Source organism: Pseudomonas sp. NPDC087342, from assembly GCF_044744265.1.
GTDB classification, from domain to species: domain Bacteria; phylum Pseudomonadota; class Gammaproteobacteria; order Pseudomonadales; family Pseudomonadaceae; genus Aquipseudomonas; species Aquipseudomonas nunensis.
Genome location: NZ_JBIUXZ010000028.1, coordinates 62,228 through 78,957 on the forward strand (window position 1 = coordinate 62,228; position 16,730 = coordinate 78,957).

14 protein-coding genes and 1 pseudogene are annotated in these 16,730 nt (G+C 59.8%); 2 read left to right on the top strand and 13 right to left on the bottom strand.

Features of this window, described 5'->3' with window-relative positions:
• The first annotated feature begins 1 nt into the window (after position 1).
• Positions 2–1,342, top strand: coding sequence for a sigma-54-dependent transcriptional regulator (locus ACIOYV_RS29775; RefSeq protein WP_401329583.1), 1,341 nt, complete (start codon positions 2–4; stop codon positions 1,340–1,342).
• A 131-nt stretch (positions 1,343–1,473) separates the two neighbouring features.
• Here ACIOYV_RS29775 and thiO read toward each other — a convergent pair whose 3' ends face one another.
• Genes thiO through ACIOYV_RS29810 form a run of 7 tightly spaced genes read right to left on the bottom strand, consistent with a single transcriptional unit; the run spans position 1,474 to position 8,255 of the window.
• Positions 1,474–2,574, bottom strand: coding sequence for a glycine oxidase ThiO (thiO, locus tag ACIOYV_RS29780; protein WP_401329586.1), 1,101 nt, complete (start codon positions 2,572–2,574; stop codon positions 1,474–1,476).
• A gap of 56 nt (positions 2,575–2,630) precedes the next feature.
• Entirely contained in the window at positions 2,631–3,026 is a 396-nt protein-coding gene (locus ACIOYV_RS29785) for a type IV pilin protein (RefSeq protein WP_163911742.1), read from the bottom strand.
• Between the two features lie 14 nt (positions 3,027–3,040).
• The gene (locus ACIOYV_RS29790) at positions 3,041–6,148 is read right to left on the bottom strand and encodes a pilus assembly protein (protein WP_401329590.1); all 3,108 of its coding nucleotides are present in this window, start codon (positions 6,146–6,148) and stop codon (positions 3,041–3,043) included.
• Positions 6,135–6,617, bottom strand: coding sequence for a PilX N-terminal domain-containing pilus assembly protein (locus ACIOYV_RS29795; protein WP_401329593.1), 483 nt, complete (start codon positions 6,615–6,617; stop codon positions 6,135–6,137). Before ACIOYV_RS29795 ends, ACIOYV_RS29790 begins: the two co-directional genes overlap by 14 nt.
• A gap of 11 nt (positions 6,618–6,628) precedes the next feature.
• Complete coding sequence (locus ACIOYV_RS29800; protein ID WP_401329596.1) at positions 6,629–7,339, bottom strand: PilW family protein; 711 nt, start codon at positions 7,337–7,339, stop codon at positions 6,629–6,631.
• Positions 7,336–7,785 (bottom strand): type IV pilus modification protein PilV, encoded by a 450-nt coding sequence (pilV, locus tag ACIOYV_RS29805; protein ID WP_163911730.1) that lies wholly within the window; start codon positions 7,783–7,785, stop codon positions 7,336–7,338. Before pilV ends, ACIOYV_RS29800 begins: the two co-directional genes overlap by 4 nt.
• Complete coding sequence (locus tag ACIOYV_RS29810; RefSeq protein ID WP_265040977.1) at positions 7,782–8,255, bottom strand: GspH/FimT family pseudopilin; 474 nt, start codon at positions 8,253–8,255, stop codon at positions 7,782–7,784. Before ACIOYV_RS29810 ends, pilV begins: the two co-directional genes overlap by 4 nt.
• A 130-nt stretch (positions 8,256–8,385) precedes the next feature.
• Here ACIOYV_RS29810 and ACIOYV_RS29815 point away from each other — a divergent pair, with 130 nt between their 5' ends.
• Positions 8,386–8,943 carry a GspH/FimT family pseudopilin gene (locus ACIOYV_RS29815; protein ID WP_401329600.1) on the top strand — a complete coding sequence of 186 codons (558 nt, stop codon included), beginning with the start codon at positions 8,386–8,388 and terminating at the stop codon, positions 8,941–8,943.
• Here the strand turns inward: ACIOYV_RS29815 and ispH are convergent.
• The 6 genes and pseudogenes from ispH to murJ all read right to left on the bottom strand — a co-directional run bounded on the left by ispH (position 8,912) and on the right by murJ (position 16,481).
• Positions 8,912–9,859 (bottom strand): 4-hydroxy-3-methylbut-2-enyl diphosphate reductase, encoded by a 948-nt coding sequence (ispH, locus tag ACIOYV_RS29820; RefSeq protein ID WP_163911724.1) that lies wholly within the window; start codon positions 9,857–9,859, stop codon positions 8,912–8,914. The genes ACIOYV_RS29815 and ispH overlap by 32 nt on opposite strands.
• Before the next feature lie 221 nt (positions 9,860–10,080).
• Positions 10,081–10,518 carry an FKBP-type peptidyl-prolyl cis-trans isomerase gene (gene fkpB, locus ACIOYV_RS29825; RefSeq protein WP_177331483.1) on the bottom strand — a complete coding sequence of 146 codons (438 nt, stop codon included), beginning with the start codon at positions 10,516–10,518 and terminating at the stop codon, positions 10,081–10,083.
• Positions 10,519–10,525: 7 nt separating this feature from the next.
• Positions 10,526–11,038, bottom strand: coding sequence for a signal peptidase II (lspA, locus tag ACIOYV_RS29830; protein ID WP_054051366.1), 513 nt, complete (start codon positions 11,036–11,038; stop codon positions 10,526–10,528).
• A pseudogene (ileS, locus tag ACIOYV_RS29835) lies at positions 11,031–13,862 on the bottom strand (isoleucine--tRNA ligase). The gene lspA and the pseudogene ileS overlap by 8 nt, the downstream one beginning before the upstream one ends.
• The gene (gene ribF, locus ACIOYV_RS29840) at positions 13,863–14,813 is read right to left on the bottom strand and encodes a bifunctional riboflavin kinase/FAD synthetase (RefSeq protein ID WP_401329604.1); all 951 of its coding nucleotides are present in this window, start codon (positions 14,811–14,813) and stop codon (positions 13,863–13,865) included.
• A gap of 129 nt (positions 14,814–14,942) precedes the next feature.
• On the bottom strand, positions 14,943–16,481 hold the full coding sequence (gene murJ, locus ACIOYV_RS29845) for a murein biosynthesis integral membrane protein MurJ (protein WP_054051374.1): 1,539 nt from the start codon (positions 16,479–16,481) through the stop codon (positions 14,943–14,945).
• Positions 16,482–16,730: the final 249 nt, after the last annotated feature.

The window sequence follows — 16,730 nt, forward strand, 5'->3', positions numbered from 1 at the left end:
CATGAGCCCACGGCAAAAAGTCCTGATCGTCGACGACGAACCGGATATCCGCGAACTCCTGGAAATCACCCTGGGACGGATGAAACTCGACACCTTCAGTGCCCGTAACCTCGGCGAAGCCCAGGCGCTGCTGGGCCGGGAGACATTCGATCTGTGCCTGACCGACATGCGTCTGCCCGATGGTACGGGCCTGGAGCTGGTGCAACACATCCAGCAACGCTATCCCCAAGTGCCAGTGGCGATGATCACCGCTTACGGTAGCCTCGAAACCGCGATCAACGCCCTCAAGGCCGGTGCCTTTGACTTCCTGACCAAACCGGTGGACCTCACCCGACTGCGGGAACTGGTCACCAGCGCCCTGCGCCTGCCCGCTCCGGGGGGCGCCAGCACCGCCATTGATCGTCGGTTGCTGGGCGAATCATTGCCGATGCGCAACTTGCGTAAACAAATCGACAAACTGGCCCGCAGCCAGGCCCCGGTGTACATCAGCGGCGAATCCGGCAGCGGCAAGGAGTTGGTCGCTCGCCTGATCCACGAACAAGGTCCGCGGGCCGGCCGCCCCTTTATCCCGGTCAACTGCGGGGCAATCCCGTCAGAACTGATGGAAAGCGAATTCTTCGGCCACCGCAAAGGCAGCTTCAGTGGCGCCATTGAAGACAATCCCGGACTGTTCCAGGCCGCCCATGGCGGCACTCTGTTCCTCGACGAAGTGGCGGATTTGCCGCTGGCGATGCAGGTCAAGCTGCTGCGGGCGATTCAGGAGAAAGCTGTACGCGCCGTCGGCGGGCAGCAGGAAACCGTGGTCGACGTGCGCATCCTCTGCGCCACTCACAAAGACCTCGCCGCCGAAGTCAGCGCCGAACGTTTTCGCCAGGATTTGTATTACCGTTTGAACGTGATCGAGTTGCGCGTTCCACCCTTGCGCGAACGTCGGGACGACATCGAGACACTGGCCAATCATGTGCTCAAGCGCTTGGCCGCCGGCACCGGCCATCCCGCCGCCAAACTGCATCCGCAAGCCCTTGAAGCGCTGAAAAGCTACCGCTTTCCGGGCAATGTGCGGGAGCTGGAGAACATGCTCGAACGCGCTCACACCTTGTGCGAGAACAAACAGATCGAAGCCGGGGACTTACGCCTGGCCGAAGGCAACTGCGCCGCAGAAGCGGGTGTGCCAGACCTGACGCGGATCGACAATCTGGAAGATTATCTGGAAAACGTTGAACGCAAACTGATCCTCCAGGCGCTGGAAGAAACCCGCTGGAACCGCACGGCGGCGGCGCAACGGTTGAATTTGTCGTTTCGGTCGATGCGCTACAGGCTGAAGAAACTCGGTTTGGATTGAGGGCCTCTTCGCGAGCAAGCCCGCTCCCACAGGGGTTCAGCTGTGTTCCCAACATCTGAGTACACCTGCGATCAACTGTGGGAGCGAGCTTGCTCGCGATAGCGGTCTATCAGGCGATAAATATCTAAAGCCTAAATACGCCCAATCGGCGCATACGGCGCCGGATCAATAATCGGCGCCCTGCCCAACATCACATCCGCAAACAACTGACACGACGCCGGCGCCAGCACCAGCCCATTGCGGTAATGCCCGCAGTTAAGCCAAAGCCCCGCAAACCCCGGCACCCGGCCGATATATGGAATGCCTTCCGGTGAACCCGGCCGCAACCCGGCCCAGTGCCCCACTACTTCGGCCTCAGCCAACGCCGGAATCAATTCCACAGCCGAAGCCTTGAGGCTTTCCAGCGCCGTTTCGGTCGGGGTCTTGTCGAACCCTTCGTGCTCCAGCGTACTGCCGATCAGAATATGCCCGTCGCGTCGCGGGATCGCATAACGCCCCTTGGCCAGCACCATGCTCGGCAAAAAATCCGCCGCGCATTTGTAGAGAATCATCTGGCCTTTGACCGGTTCAACCGGTAGCGCCAAACCGAGACTTTTGAGCAGGTCACCGCTCCACGCGCCCGCTGTCAGTACCACCTGATCGCCGTGAATAGCCCCCGTGGACGTCTGCACGCCGACCACCGTGTCGCCTTCACGGATAAATCCGCTGACTTCACACTGTTCATGGATCGTCACGTTCGGCAGTGCCAGCAACGCCGCTTTCAGGGATTTCACCAGCCGCGGATTACGCACGTTGGCCACATCAGCCATGTAGATCGCCCGGGAAAAACCACCGCCCAGGACAGGCACAGCATCATGTGCCGCCGAGATATCCACAGCCCGCAACGGACGGTTTTCCCGTTCGGCCCAGGCCAGCGCTTCGGCCTCGTCATCCAGGTCCAGCCAATACAGCCCGGTGGTGTGCACTTCGGGATCGACACCAGTGGCAGCGAACAGTCGCTCGCCCAGCTGTGGATAAAAATCCTGGGACCAGTGAGCCAGCGCCGTGACCGCCGGGCTGTAGCGCCACGGATACAGCGGCGAAACAATGCCGCCGCCGGCCCAGGAAGATTCCTGGCCAACGTTCGAGCGATCCAGCAACACAACGCTCTGCACTTCAGACGCGAGATTGAACGCGGTCAGCAGGCCGATCACCCCGCCGCCGACAATCACCACTTGCTGTTGACTGCTCATGTTCTGATCCAACCGTTCAATAGACAGAGGGCGCAAAAGGCGCCCGAAAAAGAAACTCAGCGGCCCCAGCAATCCTTGGTGGTGGCCGTGGCGTTAACCATGCTTCTGACGCCCGTGTTGGTGATGGTGAAGTCTCCACACTTGTCGGTTGCCATGGCCGTACCGGACTTGCGCACAGCCGTCAGGGTAAAGGCCTGGTCGGTGATGGTCGGGGTGATGGTGTAGAAATCGTTCCCCGTGCTCAGGCCGGTGGCGCCGGTGTAGACATTACTCTTGGAATAGAACCGCTCAAGAATCTGCGCCTGCTCGGACAGCAACCCGGCGACTTCGGTGCGACGGCCCTTTTTCACGTATTCGGTGAGGCTCGGATAGCCAATGGTGATGACGATACCGATGATCGCAATCACGATCATGATTTCGATCAGGGTAAAACCTCGGTTGGATCTGCGCATGCCTCAACTCTCACTTACTGTATTTGTCGCCACATGATGCGACGGCTGCCGCCACCGCCGGGTTTCTCCACCAGGGAGGTGATGCCACCGCTGGAGTCATTCACAATCTTGCGGCCCGCATTGTTGACGATCGCGTTCAGGGTCGGAATCCCCCCGGTGAAAATCACCCCGCTGGAGATCGAATCCGTGCTGTCGACCAGCCCGTCGCCATTGGTGTCGAGCACCGCGTAATTGAGCATCTTACCGCTGAACGCATCCAGTTCGACCAGTTTGCCGGTGCCGAAACTGGCGCACGGGTCAGTGGTGTCGACACTGGCGGTGGTGAACACGACCCGGCCGGCCACCAGATTGGCCTGATTGATCACCCGTTCACCGGTCAGCACGTTGTTGTACACCAGCGGCAGGTACCAGCCCTTTTCGGTCGGGTAGGTCGTGTCATTCTGGCTGGTGGTGATGAACTGCCCGCCGGCACTGCCAGAGGTCACCCCGGTCACCGACTGGGCCTGCAAACTCGACACGGTAATCTGCCCCGACCCGCCGTCTGCGTCCCACACCGAGTAAAACGCCTGGAGATCCTTGTTGGTCTTGTCCGCCGTCTCATTGAATTTCCCGGTGCCGAAAAACACTTGCTTGCCGCCCAGGGAATTGTCCGCCAGCAGCGGTTGCGCAGTGATCGGCTGCGTCGCGCCACCCGGCGCCGTGAACAATGGCTTGCCGGAAAATGCCAGGCCCCAAGTGTCAGTCGTGGCGCCACTCAGGTCGAACTTCCACAGACGCCCTTTCAGGTCGCCACCATAAGCGGCTTGCACCACGTTCTGCGAGTTGACCTTGAGCTTCACCGAAGACAGGCCATTGGTGGTTTCAGTGCTGTCGACCACGATTTTCTTGATCAGCGAACCGTCACGCACATCCACCACATACAACGCTGCCACCCCCGAATTGCTCCCGTAGCCGTTGGAGATGAAGGCCGCCCAGCGACCATCGGCCAAGCGTGCCACTTCCGGGCGGGCGTAGGCATATCCCAGATCATTGAAGACGTTCGCCGTGTTGGCCGTAGCCGGCGCGCTGAATTCCCACAGCGCCTTGAAGGCATTACCTGCCGATGCGTCGAACAATTGCACCGCGTAGAACGTCCTGCCGCCCGCCCCTGTCCCGCCCAGGGCCAGGGTTTTCCAGGCAGCCCCGAGTTGCGCATCGAACACCCCGACCTGGCCGTCCACCAGAAACTTGTGGCTCACGCCGTTGATGTAGGTCGGATCGGCGATATAGCGCAACGATGGCAACACGCTGGAAGGCATGTAGGCATAACGTCGGGCACCGTTGGCGGCGTTGATGACATTCAGGAAACCATCGTTGGCATTGACCACCAGGCTCGCGCTCATGTTGGTAGCTTTGGTCGCCAGATAGGTGGTGTAGGTCGAATCGCCCACCAGATCCGCAGCGGTCTGCTCCGTGGGCGAGGCCAACGCGAGAGGCGAATTGATGATGTCGCCCAGCAACACCGTGCGCACCTTCAGCCCGGCCTTGTTGGTGCCCTTGCTCCACTCCACCAGATCATTGCCGACAATCCCGGTCGGCAGGTTCAGGCCGAGTGAGGTTTGTTGGGCCGGGGAAAAGTTGCTGTAGGACAAGGTTATCGCGGCGTTGGTCAGGGTGTTCCAGGACTGATAGGTCGGCGCAGCGGCGCCCGGCACGATGGCCGTGTCGGTGGTCCATAACACTGCCGACGTGTTGACCGCGCCGTTGGCCGTGAAGCCGTAGGCCTTGATCGTCCCGCGCCAGTCCTTGGGATCGTAAGTGGTCTGGAAGTAACTTGAACCGCTGCTCAGCGTACTGCTGCTGGTGACACCGCTACCGCCCGAGCCCGCCTTGGAGGTGATGTTGCTCAAAGCGGAGGACAGCGCCGTGTTCAGGCCGGCGGCATCGTTGGCCTGGTAATACAGGCCTTGGCCGTAGGCGGCGGCATCCGACAACATCTGGTTGGCCGCGGTGAAGCCTACGGTGTAGGTGTTCATGTACTGCTTGGGAAAATCCGCAGAGGTCCAGTTTTTGCCCGCCAGGTCCGTACCGGTCGAACGCATGTCGATGTCGAAGGCGAACTTGGCGATGTCGTCCAGATAGAGGGTGTCGCCCTCGTCGTCTCCAGCAGTGTTATTGCCGTCGTTGTTGATCCCGTCCCAGTTGGGCAAGCGATTAAGACCCAGCGGATCGTTAGTCGGGAACGTGCGGTCGTAGGTCGGCAAGCCGTCGGTGATCACCACGCCATAGTTCTTCTGGCAGCGGTACTGGATCGGGCTGGTGTAGGTCGCTGGCGTCGAGTTGTAGTACGGCGCCATGCCGCGAAAGTAACGAGTGATTTCGTAATAGGTCTCAGCCAGCGGCGTATTGGCCACGGCGCCCAGCCCGTTAATCGCGCTGATCAGCGCGTTGTAGTTGGTGTCCGCCTGGGCCTGGGTCACGCTGCCGCTGACCACCGCCAGATCGCTGACGGAACGGGCGACATAACCGCCATTGCCGGAGTTGTTGCTGGTGGGTGGGTTGAACGTCGCCAGCCCGATCCGCAAGCCGCGGTTGCTGGTCACCAGCGAGGAGGAAACATTGCGCGCCACGTTGATGCGATAGTCGGTCGGAATCGAGCCGTTGGTGAAATCACGGTTGCTGCCGTTGGCCAATCCCACCAGGTACGACAGGTAATCGTCGGTGTAACGCGTGTTGCCGTTGCCGACCGGATCGGGAAGCTTGATGCATTGCGGGGTCAGGCTGTTGTTGTAGAACGCGTAGGCCCCGCCTGAACAGCCTGAGGTTGGCAGGCTGGAGAGGAAGATCGAGCTGCCGACGATGTCGGATGAACTCAAACATAGACCGATAAAGGCGTTGCACTGCCGGGCCGGTGTGCGATTGACCGTCGGATCAAAACCCGCCGCGAAGATGATGGTGTTCATGCTGCCCGAGTCATCGATCAGCAGCATCACATTCGGCGGCACGGCGGCGGCGCTCAACAGCGGTGAATCCGAAGGCGTGAAGGCATACGCAGGCGCCGTCAGATACAGGCTCAGCAGCGCACCGAGCAGCACCTGCATCCATCGTCGGCGCCAACCACCGCTAGCATCAATACTTGGCATAGATGCTCTCCACCACACTGCGAATGTTATTGCCGACGATGCCTATTGCCGTGACCCGGTACAGCGTCGCCGAGGTATTACTCGGTACATTCACCGCAGTCAGCGTAGTGCCGATGTTCTGCACCCCGTAAAACCCGCCACCGGCAGCGATCCAGTTGACCCCCGAGGTGGAATTGAGCCCTGCGCTGCTCACCGTCGCCGCTTCGGCCGGCGGCGCACATTGCGTCGTGCTGCCACAAACCGCCAGCGTGTAAGTCGCCAGTTGCACAGCGCTTTCACCGATGCGCAGGTTCGCTTCGGCCAGTTGGAAAGATTGATTACGCAAGGTCACGCTGCCAGCCATTTTTTCCTGAAGGGTCGCGTTCTGCATCGATGAAACGCCGATCAGCGTCAGCAGCAACAGAAAGACCAGGCTGATCAGCAAGGCCATGCCCCGTTGGCTGTTATGCATGTTTGGTGGGGTTCTCATCCGGCGCTCCCCTACTGAAGCCGGTTGCGCAAAGCGGCAACCACGGTGAAGGTTTGATCGCGCACGCGGCTGTTGGGGTCCCTCAGCGTCAGGGTCAGGCGCACACTGCGTATCAGCGCGGGATTGGATGGATTGGCGCTGTAGCTGGAGGCCGCCACATCACTGGTACTCGTGGCCACACCGAACAATACGCCGAACGCACTGACGTTATTGATCAGCACAGCCTGGGTTGGCGTACCGCTGCCGACCCCCATCAATAATTGGTTGTTACTGAAGCTGTAGATCAACCGACGAATCGGAAAAGATATTTGCCCGCTAATCGCTCTTGCACCTGTGTAGGCAGTGGCGTTGGTTTTACAGTCGGAAACTACCGTCCAGGTCGGCGTACCGCCCGTGGTGCCTACATCTGCAGTCACCAGCGTAAGCTTGAGATTGGCGTTGTCCCAACTGATCGGCGCAATCTGACTGGCGTTGAAATCGCCCGTAGAACTGGCATCCGTCACCGTCCCCAGGCAACCAAACATCCCGATCATACGAATTTCCTGAATCATCTTGCTCAACACGAACCGCGCATCTTCCTGCATCCCGGCGGCGGTGTTTTGGCTGACGTAGGTGTTCTTGGCCGAAATGAACACCTGCGCCACGCCCAGCACCACGATCAGGCTCAACGCCAGGGCGATCAGCAATTCGATCAGGCCGAACCCTCGGCTGGATTGCTTCATGGTGTCGCCGCCGGATCGACGGCGGCACGACTGGTCAGGACAAAGGTGCGGCGCGAATTGGCGACGTTGGCGGCGCGCGAGTCATCCCAATTGATGGTGATGGTGTACACCCGCTGATTGAGCGTCACGCTGCCAGTGGCGGTCGCGCCACCAAAGTTGACGATATTGGTAGTGAAATCGTAGAGGTCCTGGTCCCGGGCGACGCTCAGGTTGGCCGAGGTCGGAGGCGTCACGGTGTAGTCGGCGCCGGAGTTTGCGCGGATTCGGTCCATCATGTCGTAGGCGATAAAACTCGCCTGGCTGGTCATCCGCGCGCTGTCGGTGTATTTGAGCGCGTTCAGCTGAATCGCCGCCGCGCCCAATAGCCCCACGGTCAGAATCAACAACGCGACCAACACTTCAATCAGCGTCATGCCCTCCTGTGCGCGCCTGCTCCATTGCCTCATCCGCAATTTCCACCCAATAGAATCCGTCCGTTCAAACACACATTCAGCGTCCTGCTTTGCGCCCCCAGGCTATAAGTGATCACCACCGCCGTGGACGGTGAGGACAAACCGCCCATATTGTTGAAATCGATGGCGGTCACTCCTGAGGGTAGCGCTAGAGTCGCGCCGGTGCTCAGCGCTGGAACAACCCGCAATACATTGGCCGGTGTGCCAGTACTGTCGTAGACCGTCAACTCCCCGGTCCAGACGCTGCCACTGGCGGTCGGGCGCAATCGTGTAGTGACACCCCGATCAATAGCCTCCAGCCGGGCGAAATTGAGTGCGCGCTGCAGGTCGCCAATCTCGGTATCGGCGCGGGTGCCTTGCACCGAACGGGTAAACATCGGAACGGCCATCGTGATCAAAACCAGAAAAACCGCGAGCGTGATCAGCACCTCGACCAGCGTGAAACCTTTTGTACGATGATCCATCGGTGCCCTCCGTTGCCGTCGGCTATACCTGCTTCTACACGCTAGAACATTCAACCGAGAGATGTACGGTTGTTTTGCCATGACTCGCGCAAGGATTGTGCGAACCGCAGCACTCCACGGAGGGAAAACCATGTATCAGCAAGGCTTTGGCCTGATCGAACTGCTTATGGGACTGGCAATTGCCGGGATTGTTCTGCTGTTGGTCAGTCCGGCGTTCGCCGCGCTCACCGAATCGAACCATCGGGACGAAGCTGCGCAGTCGCTTATCAGCGGCATACGCAGCGCGAGGACTGAAGCGATCGTCCGCAACCAGACCGTGATAATCCACGCCATCGACGACGACTGGAGCCAGGGCTGGCGAATTATTGTGGATGTCAGTGGCAAGGGGCATGAGGACACCCGCAATCCACTGCTGTTCGAGCATCGCAGCGCTGCTCGAGTGCCGATTGTCGGCAATTGGCGGGTCATGAATTTTGTGCGGTTCAGTGGTCTCGGAGAACCACTGATGCCCGACAAGGCCTTTCAAGCGGGGACATTGCACCTCTGCGCGGCCCGCGAACCAGTCAGTCACCAACGGTTGGTGCTGGCTGCAACTGGCCGCGTGCGCCTGGAGAACCTGAAGGTCGCGCAGGCGCTGTGTGCGGAGGAGAAAAGGTTTAAAGCAAAGAACGCACGCGCAGCTCTTTAGGCATGGAGAACGTGATGTTCTCCTCGCGACCGGCCAGTTCATCGGCACCGGTAGCGCCCCACGCCTGCAACTGCTGGATCACGCCACGCACCAGTACTTCAGGTGCAGAGGCGCCAGCGGTGATGCCGATACGCTCGACGCCATCGAACCAGCTCTTTTGCAGGTCTTCGGCGCCGTCGATCAGGTAAGCCGGGGTGGCCATGCGTTCGGCCAGTTCGCGCAGGCGATTGGAGTTGGAGCTGTTCGGGCTGCCGACTACCAGCACCACGTCGCATTCGTCGGCCAGTTGCTTGACTGCGTCCTGACGGTTTTGCGTGGCGTAGCAGATGTCGTCCTTGCGCGGACCACCGATGGCCGGGAAACGCGTACGCAGGGCATCAATGACGCGGCTGGTGTCGTCCATGGACAAGGTGGTCTGGGTCACGAACGCCAATTTATCGGGGTTGTGCACTTGCAGCGTGGCGACGTCTTTTTCGTCTTCAACCAAATAGATCGCGCCACCATTGGTGCCATCGTACTGGCCCATGGTGCCTTCGACTTCCGGGTGACCGGCGTGACCGATCAGGATGCATTCACGACCGTCACGGCTGTAGCGCGCGACTTCGATGTGCACTTTGGTCACCAGCGGGCAGGTAGCGTCGAACACCTTCAGGCCACGGCCGGCGGCTTCGGTGCGCACGGCCTGGGAAACGCCGTGGGCACTGAAGATCACGATGACGTCGTCCGGCACCTGATCCAGTTCTTCGACGAAGATCGCCCCACGTGAGCGCAGGTCTTCGACGACGAATTTGTTGTGGACCACTTCGTGGCGCACATAGATCGGCGGCCCGAAGACTTCCAGGGCGCGGTTGACGATTTCGATCGCCCGGTCCACGCCGGCGCAGAAGCCACGGGGGTTGGCGAGTTTGATTTGCATGCTGTGCCTCGTGTCTTGCGCGCAAGAAATAGCGAAAACAGTGAAAAACTTTAATGTGGGAGCGGGCTTGCTGTGGCGAGGGGGCTTGCCCCCGTTCGATTGCGCAGCAATCGTAAACCATTCACCGCAGACTCATTCAAAATCGCGTAGTCCGGTTTTGGGGGGCGCTTCTCGCCCCAACGGGGGCAAGCCCCCTCGCCACACAAGCTCGCTCCGACAACTTACAGCGATTTGACGTCGATGATTTCAACGTCAAAGGTCAATGTCTTGCCAGCCAGTGGGTGGTTGAAGTCGATGGTGACCTGGTCATCATCGAATTCTTTCACGATACCGGGCAACTCAGTATTGGCCGCATCGTTGAAGATCACCAGCAAACCCGGCGACAGGTCCATGTCCTTGAACTGCGAACGCGGGATGATCTGCACGTTTTGCGGGTTGGGCTGGCCAAACGCGTTTTCCGGCTGAATCGTCAGCGTGCGCTTGTCGCCCGCCTTGAAACCGAACAGCGCTGCTTCGAAACCTGGCAACAGGTTGCCGTCGCCGACCTTGAAGGTCGCCGGGGCTTTGTCGAAGGTGCTGTCGACCGTGTCGCCGTTCTCCAGGCGCAATGCAAAGTGCAAGGTGACTTCCGTGTTCTGGCGGATGCGTTGCTCAGCCAATACCTGTTCAGTCATGAACGGTTTCTCCGGTTTTCTTGCTTTTGAACATATCCAGCGCGAGCATCACGGCCCCGACGCTGATGGCGCTATCGGCAAAGTTGAACGCCGGGAAATACCAGCGGTTCTGCCAATGCACCAGAATGAAGTCGATCACATGGCCCAGGGCAATGCGGTCGTACAGGTTACCCAACGCACCACCCAGCACCAACGCCAAAGCGATGGCCAACCAGGTTTCGTTGCGGCCCAGGCGTTTAAGCCAGACCACCAGCACCGCACTGACCACCACCGCGATCAGGGCAAACAACCAGCGCTGCCAGCCGGAGCTGTCGGCCAGGAAGCTGAACGCCGCGCCGGTGTTGTAGGCCAGGGTCCAGCTGAACAAATCGGGGATCACCACGATTTGCTGGTACATCTCGAGCTTGCCTTCGAAGTAGAACTTGCTGGCCTGGTCAATGACCAGGACCAGCAGGCTCAACCAAAGCCAGCTCAGCCGTCCGAAACGGCCAGCCGCATTAGGCATAGTGACGAACCTCGCCCGCGCCGCTGATGTTGTCGACGCAACGACCGCAGATTTCCGGATGCTCCGGATTCACGCCGACGTCTTCACGGCAGTGCCAGCAACGGGCGCACTTGGCGAAGGCCGACTTGACGATTTTCAGTTTCAGGCCGCTGACTTCGGTAACCACCGCATCGGCTGGTGCCTGTACAAACGGAGCAACGCTAGCGGTCGAGGTGATCAGGACAAAGCGCAGTTCGTTGCTCAGCTTGGCCAGATCGGCGCTCAGCGCCTCTTCGGCGAACAGCGTCACTTCGGCTTGCAGGTTGCCACCGACGGCTTTGGCCGCGCGCTGGATTTCCATTTCCTTGTTGACCGCAACCTTCACCGCCATGATCCGCTCCCAGTAGGCGCGGCCCAGTTCGACGTTGTCCGGCAGTTCGGTCAGGCCTTCGTACCAAGTGTTGAGCATTACCGATTCGTTACGCTCGCCCGGCAGGTATTCCCACAGTTCGTCAGCGGTGAACGCGAGGATCGGCGCGATCCAGCGCACCAGCGCTTCACTGATGTGGTACAGCGCGGTTTGCGCCGAACGGCGAGCCTTGCTGTTGGCGCCAGTGGTGTACTGACGGTCCTTGATGATATCGAGGTAGAAACCACCCAGCTCCTGCACGCAGAAGTTGTGGATCTTGGAGTAGACGTTCCAGAAACGGTATTCGCCGTAGTGTTCTTGCAACTCGCGTTGCAGCAACAGCGTGCGGTCCACGGCCCAACGGTCCAGCGCCAGCATATCTTCGGCCGGCAGGATGTCGGTGGCCGGGTTGAAACCGGTCAGGTTCGAGAGCAGGAAACGCGCGGTGTTACGGATCCGCCGGTAGGCGTCCGCACTGCGTTGCAGAATCTGCTCGGAAACCGCCATCTCACCCGAATAATCGGTGGAAGCGACCCACAGACGCATGATGTCGGCGCCCAGAGTGTCGTTGACCTTTTGCGGCGCGATCACGTTGCCCAGCGATTTGGACATCTTGCGGCCGGACTCATCAACGGTGAAGCCGTGGGTCAGCAGCTCGCGGTACGGCGCGTGATTGTCGATGGCGCAACCGGTCAGCAGCGACGAGTGGAACCAGCCACGGTGTTGATCCGAGCCTTCCAGGTACAGGTCGGCACGCGGGCCGGTCTCGTGGCCCATCGGGTGCGAACCGCGCAGGACGTGCCAGTGCGTGGTGCCCGAATCGAACCAGACGTCCAGGGTGTCGCTGATCTTGTCGTACAGCGGCGCTTCGTCACCGAGCAACTCGGCGGCGTCCATCTTGAACCAGGCTTCGATGCCTTCGACTTCGACGCGCTTGGCGACTTCTTCCATCAGTTCGGCAGTACGTGGGTGCAGCTCGCCGCTTTCCTTGTTCAGGAAGAACGGGATCGGCACGCCCCAGTTGCGCTGGCGGGAGATGCACCAGTCCGGACGGTTGGCGATCATCGAGTGCAGGCGCGCCTGGCCCCAGGCCGGGACGAACTTGGTTTCTTCGATGGCTTTGATCGCCCGCTTGCGCAGGGTTTCGCCAGATGTCGGCTCTTTGTCCATGCCGATGAACCACTGCGCGGTGGCGCGGTAGATCAGCGGGGTCTTGTGACGCCAGCAGTGCATGTAGCTGTGTTCGATGATGGTGGTGTGCAGCAACGCACCGACTTCGGTCAGCTTGTCGACGATCGCCGGGTTGGCCTTCCAGATGAACTGGCCGCCGAAGAACTCCAGCGACGGCACGTACACGCCGTTGCTTTGTACCGGGTTGAGGATGTCGTCGTTGACCATGCCGTAGGCTTTACAGGTCACGAAGTCGTCCACGCCGTAGGCCGGTGCGGAGTGAACCACGCCGGTGCCAGCGCCCAATTCCACGTACTCGGCCAGGTAAACCGGCGACAGGCGATCGTAGAACGGATGACGGAAGTTGATCAGTTCCAGTTCTTTACCGGTGGTGGTCGCGATGACCGAACCTTCCAGGTTGTAACGGGCCAGGCACGACTCGACCAGCTCTTCAGCCAGCACCAGCAGTTTGTCGCCGACGTCGACCAGGGCGTAGTTGAATTCCGGGTGAACGTTCAGCGCTTGGTTGGCCGGGATGGTCCACGGGGTGGTGGTCCAGATCACGATCGAAGCAGGTTTGGTCAGCGACGCCAGACCGAAAGCGGCAGCCAGTTTGGCTTCGTCGGCAATCGGGAAGGCCACGTCGATGGTCGAGGACTTTTTGTTCTCGTATTCAACTTCCGCTTCAGCCAAGGCCGAACCGCAGTCAAAGCACCAGTTCACAGGCTTGAGGCCCTTGAACACGAAACCGCCCTTGACGATTTCGGCCAAGGCGCGGATTTCACCGGCCTCGTTCTTGAAGTCCATGGTCTTGTACGGGTTGGCGAAGTCGCCCAACACGCCCAGACGGATGAATTCGGATTTCTGCCCTTCGATCTGCTCGGTGGCATAGGCACGGCACAGTTCGCGGGTCTTGTCCGCGCCCAGGTTCTTGCCGTGGGTCACTTCGACTTTGTGTTCGATCGGCAGGCCATGGCAGTCCCAGCCCGGAACATAAGGCGCGTCGAAACCCGACAGGGTCTTCGAACGGATGATCATGTCCTTGAGAATCTTGTTCAGTGCGTGACCGATGTGGATCGTGCCGTTGGCGTACGGAGGACCGTCGTGCAGGACGAACTTCGGACGATCCTTGCCAATCTCTCGCTACTTACCGTACAGGCCAATACTGTCCCAGCGCTGCAGAATCTGCGGTTCGCGCTGTGGCAGGCCGGCCTTCATTGGGAAGGCGGTGTCCGGAAGGTTTAGCGTGGCTTTATAGTCGGTCATTTAAGGCTCTTCATTAGCGATTGGCGCTAGGTGCGACAGGGCACGGGCGGCGGCGACATCCGCATTGATCGCCGTCTTAAGCGCCTCCAGAGAGGCGAAACGCTGCTCTTCACGCAGCTTGTGGTGGAAAACCACCGTCAAACGCCGGTCATACAGATCGCCGGCAAAATCTAAAAGGTGTACTTCCAGGTGGGCCTTGCCATCACCCTGGACCGTTGGCCGCACGCCGATATTGGCGACGCCTGGCCAGGTCCTGCCGTCGATGTCGACATTGACCAGGAAAACCCCGGACAACGGCACGCGACGACGCTTGAGCTGGATATTGGCGGTCGGCGTACCGAGCTGGCGCGCCAGCTTCTGGCCATGCAACACCCGCCCGGTGATCTGGAACGGACGACCGAGCAAGCGTTCGGCCAAGGCAAAATCGGCGGCGGCCAGGGCATTACGCACCTGGGTGCTGCTGACGCGAATACCGTCCAGCTCGACGGTTTGCGCCGCCTCGACGGTAAAGCCTTGCAGGACACCGGCTTGTTGCAGGAAATCGAAATCCCCGACCCGATCGCAACCGAAACGGAAGTCGTCACCGACCTCCAGATGCTGCACGCCCAGGCCATCCACCAGAATCGTATCGACGAATTCGGCGGCGCTGAGCTTGCTCAGACGATGGTTGAACGCCAGGCACAGGACCCGGTCAACGCCTTCGTCGGCCAGCAGCTGCAGTTTGTCCCGCAGCCGGGCCAGACGCGCTGGCGCGGTGTCGGGGGCAAAGAATTCCCGCGGCTGTGGCTCGAAAATCACCACGCAGCTGGGCACGCCCAACTCGAGCGCACGTTCACGCAGCCTGACCAGGATTGCCTGGTGACCACGGTGAACACCGTCAAAGTTGCCAATAGTGGCGACACAGCCCCGATGCTGGGGGCGCAGATTGTGGAGGCCTCGAACCAGCTGCATAACGCGCTTCTTGCTCATAAAGTGGTCGATTATAACCACACCCGGCGGCCGACGACAGGCAACACCGTAACCCAAAGTAATCGAACCGACAAAACTGCCGGCCCGCCCGTGTTTATCGAGGCAAACGCCTCAGCTCAACGCCTTGCGATTGAAGTCGCGCAAACGGAAACCCATCAACAGCAACATGCCGAAATAAGCGACCACACCGGCTACCACTAACGCACCCAGACGCAGGAACCGCTCCAGCATATGCCCCTGATCCCAAGCCGGCATGAAATGCATCCCCGCCAGCAACACCGCGGACATCACCAACACCGCAATCACCAGTTTGAGCCCGAACTTCGCCCAGCCCGGTTGCGGCTGGTACATCTGCTGCTTGCGCAGTTGATAGAACAACAGGCTGGCGTTGATGCAGGCACCAATACTGATGGCCAGCGCCAGACCGGCATGGGCCAGCGGGCCGATCAGCACCAGGTTGAACAGTTGCGTGACGATCAGCGTGAAAATCGCGATTTTCACTGGAGTGCGGATGTTTTGTTGCGCATAAAAGCCCGGCGCCAGCACTTTGATCACAATAATCCCGAGCAAACCGACGGAATAAGCGATCAACGCCCGCTGAGTCATGGACGCATCAAACGCACTGAACTGACCATATTGGAACAGCGAAACCGTCAGCGGCTCGGCCAGAATCCCCAGCGCCAGAGAGCACGGCAACACCAACACGAAGCACAGGCGCAGGCCCCAATCGAGGATTCGTGAATATTCCTGGCGATCCTTGCTGGCGTAGGTCTTGGCCAGGGTCGGCAGCAAAATCGTGCCCAGCGCCACGCCAAGTACGCCGGACGGCAATTCCATCAAGCGATCGGCGTAGTACATCCAGGAAACCGAGCCGGCCACCAGGAATGACGCGAAAATCGTGTTGATGATCAGGGAAATCTGGCTGACCGAGACACCGAGGATGGCTGGCAGCATCTGCTTCATCACCCGCCAGACGCCCGTGTCGCGCAGGTTCAGGCGTGGCAGCACCAGCATGCCGATCTTTTTCAGATGCGGCAGTTGATAAAGCAGTTGCGCAAGGCCACCGACCAGCACGGCCCAGCCAAGCGCCATGACCGGTGGATTGAAATACGGCGTCAGGAACAGCGAAAAGATGATCATGCTGACGTTGAGCAGCGTCGGCACGAAGGCTGGCACGGAGAAGCGGTTATAGGTATTGAGGATCGCCCCGGCCAATGAAGACAGGGAGATCAGCAATATATAAGGAAATGTCACCCGCAACAGGCTGGACGTCAGCTCGAACTTCTCCGGAGTATCGGTGAAGCCTGGCGCCGTGGCCCAGATCACCCAGGGCGCGGCGAGCATCCCCAGCGCCGTGACCAGCGCCAGCACCAATGTCAGCAGGCCCGAGACGTAGGCAATGAAGGTTCGCGTCGCCTCCTCGCCCTTCTGGCTTTTATATTCGGCCAGAATCGGCACGAAGGCCTGGGAAAAAGCCCCCTCGGCGAAGATCCGCCGCAGCAGATTGGGCAGTTTGAAGGCGATAAAGAAGGCGTCGGTCGCCATCCCGGCACCAAATGTACGCGCGATGAGCGTGTCACGAACGAACCCCAGAACCCGGGAAAGCATCGTGATAGAGCTGACGGCGGCTAACGATTTGAGCAGATTCATTGAAAGAGTTTGTGCCTGTCGATAAACAGCAGGCGAACAAAGCGCCCACTTATGCGATACTCCGCGCCGCAGCAGCACAGAGCCAAAGCTCGCGAGTTTACAGGTCAAGCGCCGGAAATAAATATCCCGCCTCTTTATACCTACCACTTAGCGGAACGTCTCAACCGCCCTTGACAAGACATCAACTCATCGGCATGATTCGCGGCCTATATTGTTTGCTATTTCCTAAAAAGTCTTTCGAGGAGCTCG